Raw genomic sequence first — 19,041 nt, 5'->3', positions numbered from 1 at the left:
CACGCCCGGGAGTTCGATCTTAGGGTGGGCGCGATATCCGACCTGGAGGAAAACATGCCGGAAAGCGACGATCTGATCGCGCTCGCGACCGACCAGCGCACCAATTTTCTCTACACCGTCGCGAACCTCGACGACGCACAGGCACGCACCCGCACGACCGTCAGCGAGCTGACGCTCGGCGGACTGCTGAAGCACCTCGGGCTCGTGCAGCGCAGCTGGCTGGACGTCGTCGAGGGCACCGCCCCCGCCAAGGTCGACTGGGCGGACCTCGACCCCGACGGCAACCGGATGACCGACGACGAGACGTTGCCCGAGCTGCTGGAAGCCTTCCACGCCGCGGCGGAGGCGTTCGACCGTACGGCACGCGAGGAGACCGACCTCGACCGTGAGGTCACGCTGCCGGCGTACCCGTGGTCGCCCCCGGAGCCCGTCCTGTGGACGGTCCGCCGCGTCCTGTGGCACATCTTCCGCGAGATCGCCCACCACAGCGGCCACGCCGACATCATCCGCGAGGCGCTGGACGGCTCCAGCACGACGGCGAAGATGGCGGAGGCTGCGTCGAAGGGGCAGTAGCGGGGTTGGGCGGGGCGTCGGCCCATCGGCGGTCGACGCGGTGCCCCGGAGTCGGCTGCGCACATGCCGCAGGGCCCGGCGGAAGAAGCCGGAGAACAATGCAAGCACGCTTGATTGTTTTCTGTTCCCCTGGCAGGCTCCGGGACACACCGCCACGCCCCGAGGGGAGCGCACCGTGTCCGATGCCTCAGCCGTGCTCGACGACCTGCGCAGCGAGAGCGGGGAGCTCGATCTGCTCGTCGCCGGGCTCAACGCCGCGCAATGGGCGGGTGCGACCCCCGCCGACGGCTGGACGGTCGCCCATCAGGTGGCCCATCTCTCCTGGACCGACGAGGTCGCGCTGCTCTCCGTCACGGAGCCCGAGCGGTTCGGCGACGAGGTCGCCAGGGCGATGAAGGACCCCGAGGGCTTCGTCGACCGGGCCGCCGAGGAGGTCGTCACCGCGTACGCCCCGGAAGCCCTCCTCGTCCGCTGGCGCACCGGCCGGGAGCGCCTCCAGGAAGCCCTGCGGGCGGCGCCCGCCGGGACCCGGTTCCCCTGGTACGGGCCGCCGATGAGCGTGGCCTCCATGGCGACCGGGCGGCTCATGGAGACCTGGGCCCACGGCCAGGACGTCGCCGACGCCCTCGGGGTGACCCGCGCCCCCACCGCCCGGCTGCGGCACGTCGCGCGGATCGGGGTCCGGGCCCGGGACTACGCCTTCCTCGTACGGGGGATCCAGGTGCCGGGAGAGGAGTTCCGGGTGGAACTGGACGGGCCGGACGGTGAGTTGATCGCCTACGGCCCCGAGGGTGCCGCGCAGCGTGTCACCGGCCCGCTGCACGACTTCTGCCTGCTGGTCACCCAGCGCGCCCACCGCGACGACCTCGCCGTCCGGGCCGAGGGCGCCGACGCCGACGCCTGGCTGGACATCGCGCAGGCCTTCGCCGGGCCCGCCGGGGCGGGACGCGCCCCGAAGGCGGGCCGGTGACCGCGCCGCTGCGGATCGGCAACGCCTCCGGGTTCTACGGCGACCGCTTCGACGCCATGCGCGAGATGCTCACCGGCGGCCCCCTCGACGTCCTCACCGGCGACTACCTCGCCGAGCTGACCATGCTCATCCTCGGCCGCAGCCGGCTCAAGGACCCCGCACGCGGCTACGCCACCACCTTCCTGCGCCAGCTGGAGGAAGGCCTCGGCCTCGCCCACGAGCGCGGGGTGAAGATCGTCGCCAACGCGGGCGGCCTCAACCCTGCAGGACTGGCCGACGCCGTACGCGAGCTGGCCGGGAAGGTGGGCGTGCCCGTGCGCGTCGCCCACGTCGAGGGCGACAGCCTCCCCGTCCCCGACGGATACCTCACCGCCAACGCCTACCTCGGCGGGGCGGGCATCGCCGCCTGCCTGCGGGCCGGCGCCGACGTCGTCGTCACCGGCAGGGTCACCGACGCCGCCCTCGTCACCGGACCCGCCGCCGCACACTTCGGCTGGGGGCCCGAGGACCACGACGCGCTCGCCGGGGCCGTCGTCGCCGGGCACGTACTGGAGTGCGGCACCCAGGCCACCGGCGGGAACTACTCCTTCTTCCGCGGCCACGACATCCGCCGCCCCGGCTTTCCCGTCGCCGAGATCCACGCCGACGGCGCGAGCGTCATCACCAAGCACGACGGCACCGGCGGCGTCGTCGACCTCGGCACCGTCACCGCCCAGCTGCTGTACGAGACCGGCGGCGCCCGGTACGCGGGCCCCGACGTCACCGCCCGGCTCGACACCGTACGGCTGACCCCCGACGGCCCCGACCGGGTCAGGATCTCCGGGGTGAAGGGCGAGGCCCGGCCGCCCACGCTCAAGGCCGGGCTCACCCGCCTCGGCGGCTGGCGGAACGAGGTCGTCTTCGTCGTCACCGGACTCGACATCGAGGCCAAAGCGCGGCTTGTACAGGACCAGTTCGCGGACGCCTTCGCACGGGCCGGGCGGCAGCCGGACGAGGTGCGCTGGGAGCTCGCCCGTACCGACCGGGCCGATGCCGCCACCGAGGAGACCGCGAGCGCCCTGCTGCGGCTCGTCGTCCGCGACCAGGATCCCGACGCCGTGGGGCGCGCCCTGTCCGGTGCCGCGATCGAGCTGGCGCTCGGCAGCTACCCGGGCTTCCATGTCACCGCCCCGCCCGGAAAGGGCGCGCCCTACGGGGTGTTCGAGGCGCGGTACGTACCGGCCGGGGACGTGGAGCAGGTGGCCGTGCTGCCCGACGGGCGGCGTGAGGCGCAGGAGCCGGCCGCGCGTACGCAGGTCCTGGCCGAGGTCGAACAGCCCGAGCTGCCCGAGCCGTTGGCCGCCGGACCCACCCGGACCGCACCCCTCGGGCTTGTCGCGGGGGCCCGCAGCGGCGACAAGGGCGGCGACGCCAATGTCGGGGTGTGGGTCCGCAGCGACGAGGCCTGGCGGTGGCTGGCCCATGAGCTGACCGTCGAGCGCTTCCGCGCACTCCTCCCGGAGACCGCCGGCCTCACCGTCGTACGCCATGTCCTGCCGAACCTGCGCGCCCTGAACTTCACGGTCCACGGGCTCCTCGGCGAAGGCGTCGCCGCCCAGCACCGCTTCGACCCGCAGGCCAAGGCCGTGGGGGAGTGGCTGCGCTCGCGCCGGCTGGAGATACCCGTGGCCCTGCTGGACAGTGCCGACGCACCGGAGGTGCACGCATGACCGTCCTGCCCACCGGGCTCGACACCGCGAGCCCCGAATACGCCGCCCACCGGGCCGCCATGCTCGACAAGCTCGCCGAGCTGGACGCCGCGCACACGGCGGCGCTGGGAGGCGGCGGTGAGAAGTACGTCGAACGGCACCGCAAGCGCGGCAAGCTCCTCGCCCGTGAACGGATCGAGCTGCTGATCGACGAGGACAGCCCGTTCCTGGAGCTGTCGCCGCTCGCCGCCTGGGGCAGCGACTACGCGGTCGGCGCCTCGCTGGTCACCGGGATCGGGGTGGTGGAGGGCGTCGAGTGCCTGATCACCGCCAACGACCCGACCGTACGCGGCGGCGCCTCCAACCCCTGGACGCTGAAGAAGGCCCTGCGGGCCAACGAGATCGCCTTCGCCAACCGGCTGCCATGCATCAGCCTGGTGGAGTCGGGCGGCGCCGATCTCCCGTCCCAGAAGGAGATCTTCATCCCGGGCGGGGCGCTCTTCCGTGACATCACCCGGCTGTCGGCCGCCGGTATCCCGACCGTGGCCGTCGTCTTCGGCAACTCCACCGCCGGAGGCGCGTACGTCCCGGGAATGTCCGACCACACCGTCATGATCAAGGAGCAGTCCAAGGTCTTCCTCGGCGGCCCGCCCCTGGTGAAGATGGCCACCGGCGAGGAGAGCGACGACGAATCGCTGGGCGGCGCCGAGATGCACGCCCGCACCTCCGGTCTCGCCGACCACTTCGCCGTCGACGAGCACGACGCCCTGCTCCAGGCCCGCCGCATCGTCGCCCGCCTCAACTGGCGCAAGGCGCACACCGATCCTGGCCCCGCCGAGCCGCCCAAGTACGACGAGGACGAGTTGATCGGCATCGTGCCCGGCGATCTGAAGGTGCCCTTCGACCCGCGCGAGGTCATCGCCCGGCTGGTCGACGGCTCGGACTTCGACGCGTTCAAACCGCTGTACGGGACGAGCCTGGTCACCGGCTGGGCGCGGCTGCACGGCTACCCCGTCGGCATCCTCGCCAACGCCCAGGGCGTGCTGTTCAGCGAGGAGTCGCAGAAGGCCGCCCAGTTCATCCAGCTCGCCAACCAGCGCGACATCCCGCTGCTCTTCCTCCACAACACCACCGGCTACATGGTCGGCAAGGAATACGAGCAGGGCGGCATCATCAAGCACGGCGCGATGATGATCAACGCGGTCTCGAACTCCAGGGTCCCGCACCTGTCCGTCCTGATGGGCGCCTCCTACGGCGCAGGTCACTACGGCATGTGCGGCAGGGCCTACGACCCGCGCTTCCTGTTCGCCTGGCCCAGCAGCAAGTCCGCCGTCATGGGGCCGCAGCAGCTGGCCGGGGTGCTGTCGATCGTCGCCCGCGCCTCGGCCGCCGCGAAGGGCCGGCCGTACGACGACGAGGCGGACGCCGGACTGCGCGCCATGGTCGAGCAGCAGATCGAGGCCGAGTCCCTGCCGATGTTCCTGTCCGGGCGGCTGTACGACGACGGGGTCATCGACCCGCGCGACACCAGGACCGTCCTCGGGATGTGCCTGTCCGCCATCCACACCGCACCGGTCGAGGGCGCCCGCGGCGGCTTCGGCGTCTTCCGGATGTGAGAGGAACCGACATGATCAGCACCCTCCTTGTCGCCAACCGGGGCGAGATCGCCTGCCGGATCTTCCGCACCTGCCGCGCGCTCGGCATCGCCACCGTCGCCGTGTACTCCGACGCGGACGCCGACGCCCTGCACGTACGGGAGGCCGACACCGCCGTACGGCTGCCGGGGGCTGCGCCCTCCGACACGTACCTGCGCGGCGATCTCGTGGTCGCCGCCGCCCTCGCGTCCGGTGCCGACGCCGTCCACCCCGGGTACGGCTTCCTCTCCGAGAACGCGGGCTTTGCCGCCGCCGTGCAGGACGCCGGACTCGTCTGGGTCGGCCCGCCGGTCAAGGCCATCGAACTGATGGCGTCCAAGACCCGCGCCAAGCAGCTGATGGCCGCCGCCGGGGTCCCGCTGCTCGCCCCCGTCGACCCGGCGACCGCCACCGCCGAGGACCTGCCGCTGCTGCTGAAGGCGGCTGCCGGGGGCGGCGGGCGTGGCATGCGGATCGTACGGGAACTGGCTGATCTGCCGGGCGAGTTGACGGCAGCCGCGGCCGAGGCGCTGTCCGCCTTCGGGGACGGCGAGGTCTTCGCCGAGCCGTACGTGGAGCGCGGCCGGCACGTCGAGGTCCAGATCATGGCCGACGAGCATGACGGCGTCTGGGCGCTCGGCACCCGCGACTGCTCGCTCCAGCGTCGCCACCAGAAGGTCATCGAGGAGGCCCCCGCGCCCGGCCTCGACGACGGACTGCGGGACGGGCTGCACGATGCCGCGACGGCCGCCGCGCGGGCCGTCGGCTACCGGGGCGCCGGTACCGTCGAATTCCTGGTCACCGCCGACGGCCGCCCGTACTTCCTGGAGATGAACACCCGCCTCCAGGTCGAACACCCCGTCACCGAGGCCGTGTTCGGGCTCGATCTCGTCGCCCTGCAACTACGGGCCGCGGAGGGCGAACCCCTGCCCGCCCCCGTACCCCCGCAGCCCACCGGACACGCAGTCGAGGCCCGGCTCTACGCCGAGGACCCCGCCCGCGACTGGCAGCCGCAGACCGGAGCACTGCTCGCACTCGACGTACCGGACGAGCCGGGACTGCGCCTGGACAGCGGATACACCGGCGGCGACACCATCGGCGTGCACTACGACCCGATGCTCGCCAAGGTCATCGCCCACGCCCCCACCCGCGCCGAAGCCGTACGCCTGCTGGCCCGCGCCCTGGAACGCGCCCGCATCCACGGCCCCGTCACCAACCGCGACCTGCTCGTACGCTCCCTGCGCCACCCGGACTTCGCCGCCGCCCGCCTCGACACCGGCTTCTACGACCGGCACCTGGCAGCCCTGACCACCGAGGCGGACGAGGCGGACCAGCGGCTGGCGGCCACCGCCGCGGCCCTCGCCGAAGCGGCCCGCCGCACCACCGCCGGCGGCGTCGCCCGCTTCGGCGCCTGGCGCAACATCGCCTCGCAGCCCCAGCTCAGGTGCTACCGCGGCGAACCCGACGGCCGCGAGTACGACATCACCTACCGCACCACCCGCGACGGCCTCCTGCCCGCCGAGGGCGCCCGGCTCGTCACCGCACACCCCGACCGCGTCACCCTCGAAACAGGCGGCGTCACCCGGCACTTCGCCATCGCCGCCCGCGCCGACCGGGTGTACGTGGACACCGCCACCGGCTCGTACACGTTCACCGCGCTGCCCCGCTTCACCGACCCCGCCGATCGCACCGAGCCCGGCTCGCTGCTCGCCCCGATGCCCGGCACCGTCGTCCGCCTCGCGGACGGCCTCGCGGCCGGGGCGGCCGTCGAGGCGGGGCAGCCGCTGATCTGGCTGGAGGCGATGAAGATGGAGCACCGCATCCTCGCCCCGGCTTCCGGCACCCTCACCGCCCTGCATGCCGCACCCGGCCTCCAGGTGGAGGTCGGCGCCCTGCTCGCCGTCGTCACTGACGCACAGGAGGAACCGAACGCATGAGCACCGTCCTCGAAACCGAAGAGCACCAGGCCCTGCGTGCCGCCGTCGCCGCACTCGGAAAGCGTTACGGGCGCGACTACATGACCTCCGTGATCCGCGACGGAGCCCACCCCCGGGAACTGTGGACCGAAGCCGCCAAGCTCGGCTACCTCGGCGTGAACCTGCCCGAGGAGCACGGCGGCGGAGGCGGCGGGATGGCTGAACTCTCCATCGTTCTGGAGGAGTTGGGGGCCGCGGGCTCCCCGCTCCTCATGATGGTCGTCTCACCCGCCATCTGCGGCACCGTCATAGCCCGTTTCGGCACCGACGACCAGAAGAGGCAGTGGCTCCCCGGCCTCGCCGACGGCAGCCTCACCATGGCCTTCGGCATCACCGAGCCCGACGCCGGTTCCAACTCCCACCGGATCACCACCACCGCCCGCCGCGACGGCGAGGAATGGGTCCTCACCGGACGCAAGGTCTTCGTCTCCGGCGTCGACATCGCCGACGCCACCCTCATCGTCGGCCGCACCGAGGACGCCAGGACCGGCAAGCTGAAGCCCTGCCTGTTCATCGTCCCGCGCGAGGCCCCCGGCTTCCAGCGGTCGCAGATCGACATGGAACTCCAGGCCCCGGAGAAGCAGTTCGAACTCGTCCTCGACGACGTACGCCTGCCCGCCGACGCACTCGTGGGCGAGGAGGACGCCGGACTCCTCCAGCTCTTCGCCGGACTCAACCCCGAACGCATCATGACCGCGGCCTTCGGCATCGGCATGGGCCGCTACGCCCTCGCCCGCGCGGTGGAGTACGCGAAGACCCGCCAGGTGTGGAAGGAGCCCATCGGCGCCCACCAGGCCATCGCCCACCCCCTGGCCCAGGCCCACATCGAACTCGAACTCGCCCGCCTGATGATGCAGAAGGCCGCCCGGCTCTACGACGACGGCGACGACATCGGCGCGGGCGAGGCCGCCAACATGGCGAAGTACGCCGCCGGAGAGGCCTGCGTCAGGGCCGTCGACCAGGCCGTGCACACCCTCGGCGGCAACGGCCTCACCCGCGAGTACGGCCTCGGGTCCCTGATCACCGCGTCCCGGGTGGCGCGGATCGCGCCCGTCAGCCGGGAGATGATCCTGAACTACGTGTCCCACCAGTCCCTGGGGCTGCCGAAGTCGTACTGACCGGGCCAGGGCGTGTTCTGAAAGTCCCGCCTGCCCGGCGACGCCTGGCACGCACGCTCGCGGCGTTGCGGAAATGCCCTGGTAGCTCCGCTACGAGACCACTTCCGCGCCTTGCGATCGCACGCACCAGACGCCGCCGGGCCCGCCCTTCGGGCGGACGGCGCTACTTTCAAAGCACGCCCTAGGCCGTCCGGGGCGTTCCGAGGCATTCCGAGGCGTTCCGGGCCTTCCCACGCCCCGCCGGCAGAGGCGATGCTGACCCTCCCCACCACCGCACGGCCCCTCGGCGACCCCGCTGCTCCAGGGCGGGACGCCGGACAGGCCGTACCCGCGTCGAAGGGAACCGCCATGGTGTTCCACAGCGAGTACGAAGACGTTCCGGCCCTCGGCACACCCATCCACGAAACGGTCCTCGGCGGCGCCGCGGCCTTCGGCGACACCGTCGCCCTGATCGACGGCACCAACGGTCTCTCCGTCACGTACGCCCAGCTCGACACCTTCCACCGCCGCATCGCCGCCCACCTCGCCGAGGCGGGACTGCGCAAGGGCGACGTCCTCGCCCTGCACAGCCCCAACACGATCGCCTATCCCGCCGTCTTCTACGGGGCCACCCGCGCCGGAGCCTCGGTCACCACCGTGCACCCGCTGGCCACCGCCGAGGAGTTCGCCAAACAGCTGGGGGACAGTGGCGCCCGCTGGATCGTCACCGTGTCCCTGTTCCTCGACGTCGCCCGACAGGCGGCCGAACTCGCGGGCGGCATCCGGGAGATCTTCGTCTGCGACCAGGCCGAGGGCCACACCTCCGTGCTCGACATGCTGGGCTCCACCGCCCCGGAACCCGAGATCGAGTTCGACCCCGAGGACATCGCCGCCCTCCCGTACTCCTCCGGGACCACCGGCGCCCCCAAGGGCGTCATGCTCACCCACCGCTCCATCGGCACCAACCTGGAGCAGCTGCGCCCCTTCATCCCCATGGAGCCCGGCCACAGCATCCTGGCCGTCCTGCCCTTCTTCCACATATACGGGCTGACCGCCCTGATGAACGCCCCGCTGCGCTACGGGGCCACCGTCGTCGTGCTGCCCCGCTTCGACCTCGACCAGTTCCTCGGCGTGATCCAGGAACACCGCATCGGCGGGCTGTACGTGGCCCCGCCGATCGTCCTGGCCCTCGCCAAGCACCCGGCCGTCGGCCAGTACGACCTGTCCTCGCTGGAGTACATCGTCAGCGCCGCCGCGCCTCTGGACGCCGACCTGGCCGCCGCCTGCTCCGCCCGCCTCGGCCTGCCCCCCGTACGGCAGGCGTACGGCATGACGGAACTCTCGCCCGGCACCCACGTCGTACCCCTCGAAGCCGAGAACCCGCCCCCCGGCGCCGTAGGGAAGCTGCTGCCCAGCACCGAGATGCGCATCACGTCCATCGAGGACCCGGGGACGGACCTCGGCATCGACACCGACGGCGAGATCCTCATCCGCGGCCCCCAGACGATGAAGGGCTACCTGGGCCGCCCCGAAGACACCGACGCCATGATCGACGGCGACGGCTGGGTGCACACCGGCGACGTCGGACGCGTCGACGCGGACGGCTGGCTCTTCGTAGTCGACCGGGTCAAGGAACTCATCAAGTACAAGGGCTACCAGGTCGCCCCCGCCGAACTCGAAGCACTCCTCCTCACCCACGCCTCGATCGCCGACGCCGCGGTCATCGGCGTGTACGACGCCGACGGCAACGAGATCCCGAAGGCCTTCCTCGTACGACAGCCGGCCGCCCGGGACCTCACCGCCGACGCCGTCATGACGTACGTCGCCGAGCGCGTAGCGCCGTACAAGAAGATCCGTCAGGCCGAATTCATCGACGCCGTACCGCGCGCCGCATCCGGCAAGATCCTGCGCCGCGAACTGCGCGACAGGGAGAAGCAGCCATGACCCTCGCCCCACCCACCCACGACCGGGGCGTCACCACCCTGACGCTCGACTCCCCGGCCAACCGCAACGCCCTGAGCGCACCACTCGTGGCCGGGTTGACCGCTGCCCTCGACGCCTGCGCGGCGGACGACACCGTGCGGGCGGTGGTCCTCACCCACACCGGCAACACGTTCTGCGCGGGCGCCGACCTCAGGGCACCGGCCGACCCGCACGCCTTCGTCGCCCTCCTGCGGCAGATCATCACGCTCCCCAAACCGGTCGTCGCCCGGGTCACCGGCCACGTCCGGGCCGGCGGCCTCGGCCTCCTCGGGGCCTGCGACATCTCGGCCGCGGGCCCCGACTCCTCCTTCGCCCTCACCGAATCCCGCCTCGGCCTGGCCCCCGCCGTCATCTCCCTGCCCCTGCTGCCCCGCCTGGACCCGCGCGCGGCCTCCCGCTACTACCTCACGGGCGAACGCTTCGACGCGGCCGAAGCCGCCAGAACCGGCCTGGTCACCCTCGCCGCCGAGGACGTGGACAAGGCACTCCTACCGGTACTCGACGGACTGCGCAGGGCCTCGCCCCAGGGGCTGGCCGCATCGAAGGAGCTGGTCACGGTTACTGTGCGGGAGACTTTCGACCAGTACGCCGAAGACCTCATCGCCCGCTCCGCCGCGCTCTTCGCCTCCGACGAGGCACGGGAGGGGATGACGGCCTTCCTGGAACGACGGGACCCCGCATGGCGGCTCTGACCCCACCCAAGCAGGACCGCAGCCGCGCCACCCGCCAACGGCTGCTGGAAGCCGCGGTGGCCTGCCTCGCAGATCACGGCTGGGCAGGCTCCACCGTCTCCGTCGTCGCGATACGCGCCGGTGTCTCGCGCGGCGCGGCCCAGCACCACTTCCCCACCCGCGAGGACCTGTTCACCGCAGCCGTCGAGTACGTCGCCGAGGAACGCTCCGCCGCCCTGCGCGCCGTCCCCGACCAGGACCGCGCCGCCGTCGTCGCCGCCCTCGTCGACCTCTACACGGGCCCGCTGTTCCGCGCCGCACTCCAGCTCTGGGTCGCCGCCTCCAACGAGGAACAGCTCCGCCCCCGCGTCACCGAACTCGAAGCCCGAGTGGGCCGCGAGACCCACCACATCGCGGTCGGCCTCCTGCACGCCGACGAAACCCGCCCCGGCGTACGGGAAACGGTCCAGGGCCTCCTCGACATGGCCCGCGGCCTGGGCCTCGCCAACGTCCTCACCGACGACAGGGCGCGCCGGGGGAGGGTCGTGGCGCAGTGGGCGGCGATGGTCGACGAGGCGCTGGGGTGAGGGCTGCCGCTACGCCGGACCACCGATGGCGAGCGCGAGTTTCCACATGCCTGTGGACGGGTTGACCTCGCGCTCCTTGCCCTCCGGAGCCAGCTTCTTCGCACGGCGGACCGCCTCGCGCCAGCCGTCTTCGTAGTGGCGGAAGACGAGTCCCGTCTTGGAGTATCCGCCCGGTGTGTGTCTGTTCAGGATCGGCACGAGCTGGTCGTAGGAGCCTGCGTGCTTGCGGTGATCGGTGAAGTGCAGCAGCAACCACACCTCGAAACACGGGTTCGACAGAGCGACGCCAATGCCATGGCGTCCGGCCTCGCGCAAGGCCTCATCGAGGTCGGTGAACTCGTCGACGTCCAGGACGCACCACGCCTCGTCGTACTCGTCGGCGGCTGAGGCGAGGAGCTTCGCCGCATGCGCGACGACTTGGGACGGCGCTTTCGGATGCTTGACGATCTTGACCGAAACGGCCGGATTCCGGGCAGCGTTCTTGAGCCCTTGCACATACGCGTGCTCGGTCACTTCGGCGCCGCATACGACCAGTAATCGCAGCCGGGCGGCGCGGAGTCCCGATCTCCTATCGAGCCGGGACTCGAAGGAGGGGCGCTTGCGGCCGCCAGGCTTAGGCTGTCGCGCCACGTTCGTCCCCCCGAGCCGCCAACGCCTTGGTGAAGCTCTCGTCGATGAAGGGCACCCCGCCGTAGCTGCCGCCCAGATACCGGCGCTCGTGGTTCTCTCCGGTACGGGGCTTGAACTCCGACAAGGCGATCAGACGGGTCTCCCCGTACCGGTCCTTCTCCACGAACCACACCTGGTCCCGCTTGAGAATGTCCTCGCCGTCCGCACGGCCGAGCAGGCTGGCATCGTGGGAGGTGAAGATCAGTTGTGCGGCACGCGGATTCGTCTCCGGGTCCTGGAAGAGCCCGATGAGCTGGGTGGTCAGCAGCGGGTGAAGGCTGGAGTCGATCTCGTCGACGATGAATGTGCCCCCTTGGCGCAGCACGGACAGGAACCGCGGAGCCTGTCGCAGTAGCGCTCTGGTGCCGGCGGACTCCTCATGCAGTTCCATGCGGACCACGCCGGAGCGACCGCGATGGCCGATCCACGTCCGCGACAACTCGCGTGGCCCGCTTGCCTCCAGTCTGGCGAGTTCCTGCTGGAGCAGCGGCCCGCCGAACATTCTGTGCAGGGCGTCCTCGTCCATGACCTGACGCTCGATGCCGTACTCCTCGATCCCCAGGTCGGCAGAGCGCAGGAGCGCCAGGAGGGCGGCAGCGTCCCGGCTCGACCCCGTCGGGACTCCCAGTGGCATCCGTGTCCTGCCCTCGGCGAACCGCAGACCCGTCGCGAACCAGTCGTAGACCGGGCGGAAGTCCTCCTGCTTGGAACGTGCGGCCATGGTCAGGAACAGCACGTTGGGCTCGGTGATGTTCTCGACCAGTTCGAGTTCGCGCTTGGCCTGCGAATCTCCCGGCTGCACTTCGCCGTCCGGGCGCTCGAAGATCTTGCGCTTCTTGCCGAGCGGGTAGCTGTAGAGCCATTCGTCGAGCACGCGCTCGTCATCGACGCTGAAGCCGTACGTGTAGCGGACGCCGTCCAACAGGAGGTCCACCACATACCAGGACGGTTCGTCGGATGCGGCGGCATCCAGGCGGAACACGCTACGGGTGAGGCCGTCGCCGGGCTCCGCGTCGCGATGCGAATTCAGGACCATGGAGGCCATGTACTCCAGCGCTCCGACAAGGTTCGACTTGCCGGCGGCGTTGGCGCCGAAGAGACCCACCACGGGAACTGCGGCCCAGTCCGTACCCGGAGGACGGTCGGTGTCGTAGGCGGGGTGGAGCTGGAGCTCCTGTTCCTCGCGGATCGAACGATGATTGGCCACCCGGAAATTCAGCAGCATGTGCGACCTCCCCTCGGTGATTTCAGGCTTATGTGAGCAAGTGAATCGCGCGATGTTGGGGATGGCAACCGATACTGGTCGATTTCATCGACTTCAGGCGTGTCCCGGATACGCTTTCTCCGCCCGAACACATGCCAGGGAGGCCCCGCACCATGACCAGCACCACGTCACCCTTTCCCGACCGCATCGAGCTCACGGGGGAGGGCCTGGTCCTGCGCGACTGGACCGAGGCGGACGTGGCCGCGATGCCGGATCTGTTCGACCACCCCGACACCGCGTACTGGACACCGCTCGTCTCCCCCTTCGACGAGGCCGCCTCCCGCGCCCGGCTGGACAAGGCCCGGAAGCTGCGGGCAGAGGGCACGAGCATCCTGCTCGCCATCACCACCGACGGCGGCGCGGCACTGGGCGAGGTGATGCTGCGGCGCGCCCCCGAGGGCACGGAGCTCGGTTACGCCGTCGGCCCGGCCCACCGGGGCCAGGGCCTGGCCGCGCGGGCGGTGCGGGTGATGGCGGCGTACGCCTTCGAGGAGCTGGGTGTGGAGCAGGTGATCCTGGAGCTGGAGGCCGAGAACGCGTCCAGCGTCGCGGTGGCCACGAAGACGGGCTTCCGGCTTCTCGACGTGCCGCTGATCGAGGGGGAGGAGAAGGGGCGGCCGTACGTCCTGCAGACGTGGGGGCTGAACCGCCCCTGACGGAAATGGACGCGTGGTTCGTGAGAGTCCGTGAAGGGGATTGGGGCGGGGCATGACCGTGTACGAGACGATGCCGTTCCACCTGGAGACCGAGCGGCTGATCCTGCGCCCGTGGGCCGAGTCGGACGCCGTTGAACTCCGCGCCCTTCGCGCCGAACGCGGTGAGGGGACGTCCACGCTTGAGTACACCCGGGCACTCATCGCGAAGCTGCTCACCGCGACGGAGACGACGGGGATCGCCCTCCTGCCCATCCAGCGCCGCGACGAGGGCGACTTCATCGGCTACTGCGGACTGATCATCGGCCGCTCCACCCTGGAGGAGCCCGAGATCGCGTACGAGCTGTTCCAGCGGGTCCATGGCCACGGCTACGCCACCGAGGCGGCCCGTGCGGTGCTCGACGCCGCTGCGGCGACCGGGCGGGAGCGGCTCGGGGCGACCGTCGACGCAGGGAACACTCCGTCGTTCCGTGTACTTGAGAAGCTCGGGTTCGCCCGCGACCGCGTTTCCGCGGAGGAGAGCGGCGAAGTGGTCTGGCTCAAGCGCTCGTTGCCGTGACGTCGGGGACGGCAGGGTCGAGAGGTTGCCTCAGGGCGCTTTGAGCAGGTCACGGAGTCCGGCGACGAGTGCGGTGATGTCCCGCTCGACGGGCGGCTCGGGCATGGGCCCGGTGAGGGGCTTCGGCCGGCGACAGGGGCGGCAGAGGCCGTCGGGGAGCGCCTCGGCGGGGCCGGGGGCGCCGCAGTCGGTGCACTCCATCATCACGTGCGGGACGGCGGCTCCGACGGGAGGCGGCGTGGGCGCGGTGGGCAGGGCGGGCGGGAGCTTGTCGATGAGGCGGCAGCGGACGAAGCCGACGGGCGAGTCGACCTGGGCGGGCAGTCCGGCGGTGAGCGCGCTGGTGAGGTAGTCGGCGTTGACGCCGCGCGCGAACCACCGCTCGGCCAGCTCTGCGAGGGCCGTGCAGTCGTCTGCGGAGAGCGCGAGACGCGCGTCGAGGTGGCCGAGTCGGGCGAGGGCGAGGTATGCGGGCGTGGAAACCTCCGGCGCGGGCGCGGGCGCCGCTGCCGGGCGCTGAGGGGGCACGGCAGCAGGCGGTGTGGGTTCCGGTACGGGGGCGGGCATGGGCGTCTGCACCGGCTGGGGCACCCCCGGAGTGAGGCGGTTCGCCCACCATTCGTTGTCGCGGGCGGTACGGGACCAGAAGGTGCGGAACACCCATCGCGTCTCGTCGCCGACGCCGATCGCGCACCGGACGCGCCGCAGGTGCCCGGCCACGGACAGGGCGGTCAGGGCGGAGGCGATGGCCTGCTGGCCGTACAGCGGGATTTGCTTGGCGAGGCACTTCACGCTCATCGACGCGCCCTCGGGGAGGTGCTCGATGAACCCGGCGATGTACCGCTCACGCAGGGGGAGCAAGGCAAAGTCATCGGGCCGGGCGGGTAGTTGGTCCGGGGTGGAACGCTTGCCGTAACCGGGCTGGGCCATCGGGTACGGGGCCGCCACTGCGGGCGCGGGCAGGGCGGGACTAAAGTGCTGGGCAGCCACGGGATCGCTCTTTTCGATCTTGAGGTCAGACCCCGGCTCGGTGGTTCAACACCGCGTCGGGGTCGATGCGTTCTCGCACCGTAAACACTCGCGACGCTCCGTCGCAAGCCGTCACCATTAGTCGTACTTGCTCGCCGTTACGGGGCAGGGAGGTCGGGGAGGATTTCCCAACCCCCTGTATTTCGTGGCCGGTTAAAAGAAGGCGCTCGAATCTCGGGGCTCGCATCTCGACGCTCGTGTCTCGGGTCTCAAGCCTCGGGCCGAGCCTGCCCCACCATCCCTCGAATGAGTGACGGGACCCTCTCGAAGCTCGGGTCCCGAGCCCCGAGCCCCGAGCCCCGAGCCCCGAGCCCCGAGCTTCGGGAAGGGAGCCGGTCGCGCCGCCCGTCCGCTCGTACATATTTCTTGTACGGGTCGTCGAGGCGTGAAGTGCGGCTCCAGGTGGGGAGTGGGGACCGTATGCACACCAGGAATCGGCAGCGCAGGAACGCGTCGGCCATGAAGCTCGTAGGCAAGCTGGTCAGCGTGTTCCGCGTGGCCGCAGGTCTGACCCAGGCGCAACTCGCGGACCTGACGAACGTGCAGGTGGAGACGATCGCCTCCATCGAGCAGGGGCGTCGCTCGCTCCTCCCCGATCTGGCGCGCCGGATGGACGAACTCCTGGAGACGAAGGGCGCGTTGGCCACGGCGGTGGAACACATGCCGGAGGTCGATCTCGTACCGGCGTGGGCCGAGCAGTACATGGAACTGGAGCGGACGGCCCTGGCCCTGTCCTGGTACGACAACCAGGTCCTGCCCGGACTGCTCCAGACCGAGGTCTACGCACGGGCGGTCTTCCGTAACAGGGTTCCCGTGTTCAGCGAGGAGAAGATCGCGATCCAGACCGCCTCCCGGCTGGAACGCCAGGAGATCCTGCACCGCAGCGAACCGCCGACGATCAGCTTCGTCATCTGGGAGCCGGTGGTGAGACTTCAACTCACCGACGAGGAAGCGCACAGGGAGCAGATCCGTCATCTGCGTACGTGCGCCACGCTTTCCGGCGTCAGCCTTCAGATTCTCCCGCTGAACCACCGGGTCCATGCTGGGCTCGACGGCCCGTTCACGCTGCTGGAAACATCGGACTATCAGCACGTCGCGTACTCCGAGACGCAGCGCGGCAGCCTGCTCGTCGCCGACCCGGATGAGATCAGCATCCTGTCCCAGAAATATGCGATGCTGCGAGCTCAGGCCCTCAGCCCCGAAGACACCTTGGGCCTGTTGGACCGTCTGCTGGGAGAGCAATGAGCACTGCACGCGCGTGGTTCAAGTCCAGCTACAGCGGCGACGAAGGCGGCCAGTGCCTCGAAGTCGCCTACGAGTGGCGGAAGTCCAGCTACAGCGGCAGCGAGGGCGGCCAGTGCGTCGAAGTCGCCGCGCACGCCGCCGCCGTACACGTCCGTGACTCCAAGAACCCCGAGGGCCCGGCGCTTGCTCTGCCGCCCGCCGCCTGGGCCGCCTTCACCGCGCACGTGGGCCGCTGAGGCGCCGGGGGAATCGTGGGCGACTACTTCCAGACGATCGTCGACCTCGACGCCACCGAGCGGGACGCACAGGAGCTCGGGGCCCGGGTCCTGGAGTGGCTGATCGCGGAAGGCATCGTGGCCGCCGAGCGCACCGACTGCGTCCTCGGCGGTGACGGGTACGGTCACGCCCCCGGCCCGCACTTCACCAAGGCCGTCGAGGACCCGGACCCGGTCGACCTGTGGTCCAACGGGCTCCACGTCCAGACCGGCCGTACGGTCTTCGACAGCGGCCAGGGAGACGCGGGCGCGGCCACCTGCCCGCTCTGCCGGACCGAGATCCGGCTGGTCGACGAGGTGTGGGAGCCGATCGAGTCCGCCTGGGATCCCTTCAAGGGGCGGTTCCAGGACTGGGCCGAGGGCGGTGGCGAAGGGATCGTGCACTGCCCGTCCTGCGGAGGCTCCTCCGGTATCGACCGGTGGAGCTGGGAGGACGACTACTACGCGTGCGGGCAGCTCGGCTTCACGTTCTGGGGCTGGGCGGAGCTCACCTCCGGCTTCACCCGGGAGGTCGGCCGCAGACTCGGCGGCCACCGCACCGTGCTCCTCGCCGGAAAGTTGTAGACCCGCAAGCGGCCGGCCGTCGGCCGGGCATGTCGTCAAGGACGAGATGCCCGGCGCGCGGACACGGGAACGGGGGTCAGTTGGTCCAGATGACCGGGCTGTCGCTGTACGCGTCACCCTCCTCGAACGAGGCGGCCGCGATGGGGTCGGTCTTCGTGGCGCTGAGCGAGCAGGTCTCGTACGAGGCGCCCTTGGTGGTGAACTCGCGCGGTGCCGACTCGTTGTCGCACTTGCCCGGGAGGTCGCCGATCAGGATGACGCCCGTGGGGGCGCCGCCTTCCAGCTTGCCGCGCAGCCGCAGCGACGAGTACGCCAGGTCGGTGCCGCCGACGTTCTCGACCTTCATCCGGATGTAGTACGGCGTCATGCCCTTGGCCTTCGCGCCGAACGCGGCCATGTCGGCCTCGGCGCCCTTCTCGATCGCCGTGACGGTCACGGCGACGGTGCCCTTCTTCTCGGTCCCGTACTTGAACGGCAGAATCGCCCGGTCACCGATCTTGAGCTCCGTGCCCGGTGTGGCGACGTCGCCTCCGGCCGGAGCGGGGGCGTCGTCGCTGGGGTCCGCGGACGGGCTCTCGCTGGTCGGGTCGGCCGATGCCGGGTCGGACGATGCCGGGGCGGAGGCCGAGGGCGACTCCTGCGCCGATGACGAGTCCTCGCCGTCATTGCAGGCCGTGAGCCCGAGCCCGAGGGCGGTGAGGGCGACGGCGGAGATGATGCGTCCCTTGTGCGTCATTTTGACCTAACTGGCAGTGAGGGCTGTCTCGTGCGACAGCCGGAACGTTCATGACGCATCTCAGGTTGAGGCGGGAATGACACAGGCGTGCCACAGGAATGCGACGGGTGCGGCACGGCTCGGCGGGGCGTGGCTCCTGGTTACGGCGGCCTTCATGCCCTCGGACGGGCCGCGCGACGGTGCCGGCCGTCAGCCGGGCGCACCCGTTCGGTCCGTCGGGTGTCAGTCGTCGCGCAGGTTGCGCACCGCGCAATAAGGGCCGGGGGTTTGGGCGAACTTGCGGTCAACCGTGACCAGTTCGGCGCCGAGGGTCTCGGCGAGGGCTACGTAGGCAGCGTCATAGGGCCACATGTTGTGACGTAGCTGCCAGATGCGCGGGAGCAGCGGCGCGTGGTCGTACCGGTGCAGTTGCATGCGGCCGAGCAGGTCGATCGCACGGGCCGCTTCGTCCTCGGGGAGTTTCTTGGCGTGGGCCAGCCTGCGCAGCACCGACACGCATTCCAGGTCCACCGCGTGCGGTGCTGCCAGGCGGCACCCTGTCGTGTGGGCTCGGACGCGCTCGGCAAGAGCGTCCGAGCCCACGAGGAACTCCACCAGGGCGGATGTGTCCAGTACCAGGACGGTCATCCACGGGCCTCGCGCATTTGGCCGATGGCCTCCGAGATGTCGTCGGCGGTGACCTGCCCACGCGCGGCTATGGCGCGGGCCTGCTCGGCGGCCTCCTCGGGGGTCAACAGTGCGGCCTCACCTGTCAGCAGCTGGAGGAGGTACGCCTGTAGCGACTGGCCGGACCGGGCTGCGCGGACCTTGAGCGTGGTGACTGTTTCGTCCGGAACCTCGCGTACATGAATGACTGCCATGCAAGCAT

20 protein-coding genes are annotated in these 19,041 nt (G+C 70.8%); 14 read left to right on the top strand and 6 right to left on the bottom strand.

Features of this window, described 5'->3' with window-relative positions; all coding sequences use genetic code 11:
* Positions 1–54: 54 nt before the first annotated feature.
* The 9 genes from OG912_RS13685 (at position 55) to OG912_RS13645 (ending at position 11,179) form a co-directional block, all read left to right on the top strand.
* A complete protein-coding gene (locus OG912_RS13685) occupies positions 55–573 on the top strand; it encodes a DinB family protein (RefSeq protein ID WP_327709566.1) in 519 nt (172 codons plus the stop codon).
* A 175-nt stretch (positions 574–748) separates the two neighbouring features.
* Positions 749–1,543, top strand: a complete 795-nt coding sequence (locus OG912_RS13680; protein WP_327709565.1) for a TIGR03084 family metal-binding protein — start codon at positions 749–751, stop codon at positions 1,541–1,543.
* Positions 1,540–3,252, top strand: coding sequence for an acyclic terpene utilization AtuA family protein (locus OG912_RS13675; RefSeq protein WP_327709564.1), 1,713 nt, complete (start codon positions 1,540–1,542; stop codon positions 3,250–3,252). Before OG912_RS13680 ends, OG912_RS13675 begins: the two co-directional genes overlap by 4 nt.
* A complete protein-coding gene (locus tag OG912_RS13670) occupies positions 3,249–4,847 on the top strand; it encodes an acyl-CoA carboxylase subunit beta (RefSeq protein ID WP_327709563.1) in 1,599 nt (532 codons plus the stop codon). The genes OG912_RS13675 and OG912_RS13670 overlap by 4 nt, the downstream gene beginning before the upstream one ends.
* Positions 4,848–4,858: 11 nt before the next feature.
* On the top strand, positions 4,859–6,802 hold the full coding sequence (locus tag OG912_RS13665; RefSeq protein ID WP_327709562.1) for an acetyl/propionyl/methylcrotonyl-CoA carboxylase subunit alpha: 1,944 nt from the start codon (positions 4,859–4,861) through the stop codon (positions 6,800–6,802).
* Positions 6,799–7,959 carry an acyl-CoA dehydrogenase family protein gene (locus OG912_RS13660; RefSeq protein WP_327709561.1) on the top strand — a complete coding sequence of 387 codons (1,161 nt, stop codon included), beginning with the start codon at positions 6,799–6,801 and terminating at the stop codon, positions 7,957–7,959. The genes OG912_RS13665 and OG912_RS13660 overlap by 4 nt, the downstream gene beginning before the upstream one ends.
* Before the next feature lie 348 nt (positions 7,960–8,307).
* Positions 8,308–9,882: a 4-coumarate--CoA ligase family protein gene (locus OG912_RS13655; RefSeq protein ID WP_327713422.1), complete on the top strand. Its 1,575-nt coding sequence runs from the start codon at positions 8,308–8,310 to the stop codon at positions 9,880–9,882.
* Positions 9,879–10,613, top strand: coding sequence for an enoyl-CoA hydratase family protein (locus OG912_RS13650; RefSeq protein WP_327709560.1), 735 nt, complete (start codon positions 9,879–9,881; stop codon positions 10,611–10,613). Before OG912_RS13655 ends, OG912_RS13650 begins: the two co-directional genes overlap by 4 nt.
* Positions 10,601–11,179: a TetR/AcrR family transcriptional regulator gene (locus OG912_RS13645; protein WP_327709559.1), complete on the top strand. Its 579-nt coding sequence runs from the start codon at positions 10,601–10,603 to the stop codon at positions 11,177–11,179. Before OG912_RS13650 ends, OG912_RS13645 begins: the two co-directional genes overlap by 13 nt.
* Positions 11,180–11,188: 9 nt before the next feature.
* Here OG912_RS13645 and OG912_RS13640 read toward each other — a convergent pair whose 3' ends face one another.
* Both OG912_RS13640 and OG912_RS13635 read right to left on the bottom strand, forming a co-directional pair.
* Entirely contained in the window at positions 11,189–11,809 is a 621-nt protein-coding gene (locus OG912_RS13640; protein WP_327709558.1) for an RloB family protein, read from the bottom strand.
* Positions 11,793–13,073, bottom strand: a complete 1,281-nt coding sequence (locus OG912_RS13635; RefSeq protein WP_327709557.1) for an AAA family ATPase — start codon at positions 13,071–13,073, stop codon at positions 11,793–11,795. Before OG912_RS13635 ends, OG912_RS13640 begins: the two co-directional genes overlap by 17 nt.
* Before the next feature lie 152 nt (positions 13,074–13,225).
* On the opposite strand from OG912_RS13635, the gene OG912_RS13630 reads away from it, so the two are divergent.
* A complete protein-coding gene (locus tag OG912_RS13630; protein ID WP_327709556.1) occupies positions 13,226–13,768 on the top strand; it encodes a GNAT family N-acetyltransferase in 543 nt (180 codons plus the stop codon).
* Between the two features lie 52 nt (positions 13,769–13,820).
* Positions 13,821–14,324 (top strand): GNAT family N-acetyltransferase, encoded by a 504-nt coding sequence (locus OG912_RS13625; protein ID WP_327709555.1) that lies wholly within the window; start codon positions 13,821–13,823, stop codon positions 14,322–14,324.
* A gap of 30 nt (positions 14,325–14,354) precedes the next feature.
* Here OG912_RS13625 and OG912_RS13620 read toward each other — a convergent pair whose 3' ends face one another.
* A complete protein-coding gene (locus tag OG912_RS13620; RefSeq protein ID WP_327709554.1) occupies positions 14,355–15,314 on the bottom strand; it encodes a MarR family transcriptional regulator in 960 nt (319 codons plus the stop codon).
* Positions 15,315–15,812: 498 nt separating this feature from the next.
* Between OG912_RS13620 and OG912_RS13615 the strand changes: the two genes are divergently transcribed.
* Genes OG912_RS13615 through OG912_RS13605 form a run of 3 tightly spaced genes read left to right on the top strand, consistent with a single transcriptional unit; the run spans position 15,813 to position 17,437 of the window.
* Positions 15,813–16,598, top strand: a complete 786-nt coding sequence (locus OG912_RS13615) for a helix-turn-helix domain-containing protein (protein ID WP_327709553.1) — start codon at positions 15,813–15,815, stop codon at positions 16,596–16,598.
* Positions 16,595–16,834, top strand: coding sequence for a DUF397 domain-containing protein (locus tag OG912_RS13610; RefSeq protein ID WP_327709552.1), 240 nt, complete (start codon positions 16,595–16,597; stop codon positions 16,832–16,834). The genes OG912_RS13615 and OG912_RS13610 overlap by 4 nt, the downstream gene beginning before the upstream one ends.
* 15 nt (positions 16,835–16,849) lie before the next feature.
* Complete coding sequence (locus OG912_RS13605) at positions 16,850–17,437, top strand: hypothetical protein (RefSeq protein ID WP_327709551.1); 588 nt, start codon at positions 16,850–16,852, stop codon at positions 17,435–17,437.
* A gap of 76 nt (positions 17,438–17,513) precedes the next feature.
* Here OG912_RS13605 and OG912_RS13600 read toward each other — a convergent pair whose 3' ends face one another.
* The 3 genes from OG912_RS13600 to OG912_RS13590 form a co-directional block, all read right to left on the bottom strand.
* Positions 17,514–18,173, bottom strand: a complete 660-nt coding sequence (locus OG912_RS13600; RefSeq protein ID WP_327709550.1) for a hypothetical protein — start codon at positions 18,171–18,173, stop codon at positions 17,514–17,516.
* Positions 18,174–18,395: 222 nt separating this feature from the next.
* Entirely contained in the window at positions 18,396–18,800 is a 405-nt protein-coding gene (locus tag OG912_RS13595) for a type II toxin-antitoxin system VapC family toxin (protein ID WP_327709549.1), read from the bottom strand.
* Positions 18,797–19,033, bottom strand: a complete 237-nt coding sequence (locus OG912_RS13590; RefSeq protein WP_327709548.1) for a FitA-like ribbon-helix-helix domain-containing protein — start codon at positions 19,031–19,033, stop codon at positions 18,797–18,799. Before OG912_RS13590 ends, OG912_RS13595 begins: the two co-directional genes overlap by 4 nt.
* Positions 19,034–19,041 lie beyond the last annotated feature (8 nt).

Source organism: Streptomyces sp. NBC_00464, from assembly GCF_036013915.1.
Classification (GTDB): Bacteria; Actinomycetota; Actinomycetes; order Streptomycetales; family Streptomycetaceae; genus Streptomyces.
The sequence above is the reverse complement of the archived record's forward strand: the minus strand, read 5'-3'. Positions and strand labels throughout refer to the sequence as shown.

Bases quoted from the DNA above. Each gene is read 5' to 3' on its own strand.
- OG912_RS13685 (WP_327709566.1), top strand. From the start codon at position 55: ATGCCGGAAAGCGACGATCTGATCGCGCTCGCGACCGACCAGCGCACC.
- OG912_RS13670 (WP_327709563.1), top strand. From the start codon at position 3,249: ATGACCGTCCTGCCCACCGGGCTCGACACCGCGAGCCCCGAATACGCC.
- OG912_RS13665 (WP_327709562.1), top strand. From the start codon at position 4,859: ATGATCAGCACCCTCCTTGTCGCCAACCGGGGCGAGATCGCCTGCCGG.
- OG912_RS13660 (WP_327709561.1), top strand. From the start codon at position 6,799: ATGAGCACCGTCCTCGAAACCGAAGAGCACCAGGCCCTGCGTGCCGCC.
- OG912_RS13655 (WP_327713422.1), top strand. From the start codon at position 8,308: ATGGTGTTCCACAGCGAGTACGAAGACGTTCCGGCCCTCGGCACACCC.
- OG912_RS13650 (WP_327709560.1), top strand. From the start codon at position 9,879: ATGACCCTCGCCCCACCCACCCACGACCGGGGCGTCACCACCCTGACG.
- OG912_RS13645 (WP_327709559.1), top strand. From the start codon at position 10,601: ATGGCGGCTCTGACCCCACCCAAGCAGGACCGCAGCCGCGCCACCCGC.
- OG912_RS13635 (WP_327709557.1), bottom strand. From the start codon at position 13,073: ATGCTGCTGAATTTCCGGGTGGCCAATCATCGTTCGATCCGCGAGGAA.
- OG912_RS13630 (WP_327709556.1), top strand. From the start codon at position 13,226: ATGACCAGCACCACGTCACCCTTTCCCGACCGCATCGAGCTCACGGGG.
- OG912_RS13625 (WP_327709555.1), top strand. From the start codon at position 13,821: ATGACCGTGTACGAGACGATGCCGTTCCACCTGGAGACCGAGCGGCTG.
- OG912_RS13615 (WP_327709553.1), top strand. From the start codon at position 15,813: ATGAAGCTCGTAGGCAAGCTGGTCAGCGTGTTCCGCGTGGCCGCAGGT.
- OG912_RS13610 (WP_327709552.1), top strand. From the start codon at position 16,595: ATGAGCACTGCACGCGCGTGGTTCAAGTCCAGCTACAGCGGCGACGAA.
- OG912_RS13600 (WP_327709550.1), bottom strand. From the start codon at position 18,173: ATGACGCACAAGGGACGCATCATCTCCGCCGTCGCCCTCACCGCCCTC.
- OG912_RS13595 (WP_327709549.1), bottom strand. From the start codon at position 18,800: ATGACCGTCCTGGTACTGGACACATCCGCCCTGGTGGAGTTCCTCGTG.
- OG912_RS13590 (WP_327709548.1), bottom strand. From the start codon at position 19,033: ATGGCAGTCATTCATGTACGCGAGGTTCCGGACGAAACAGTCACCACG.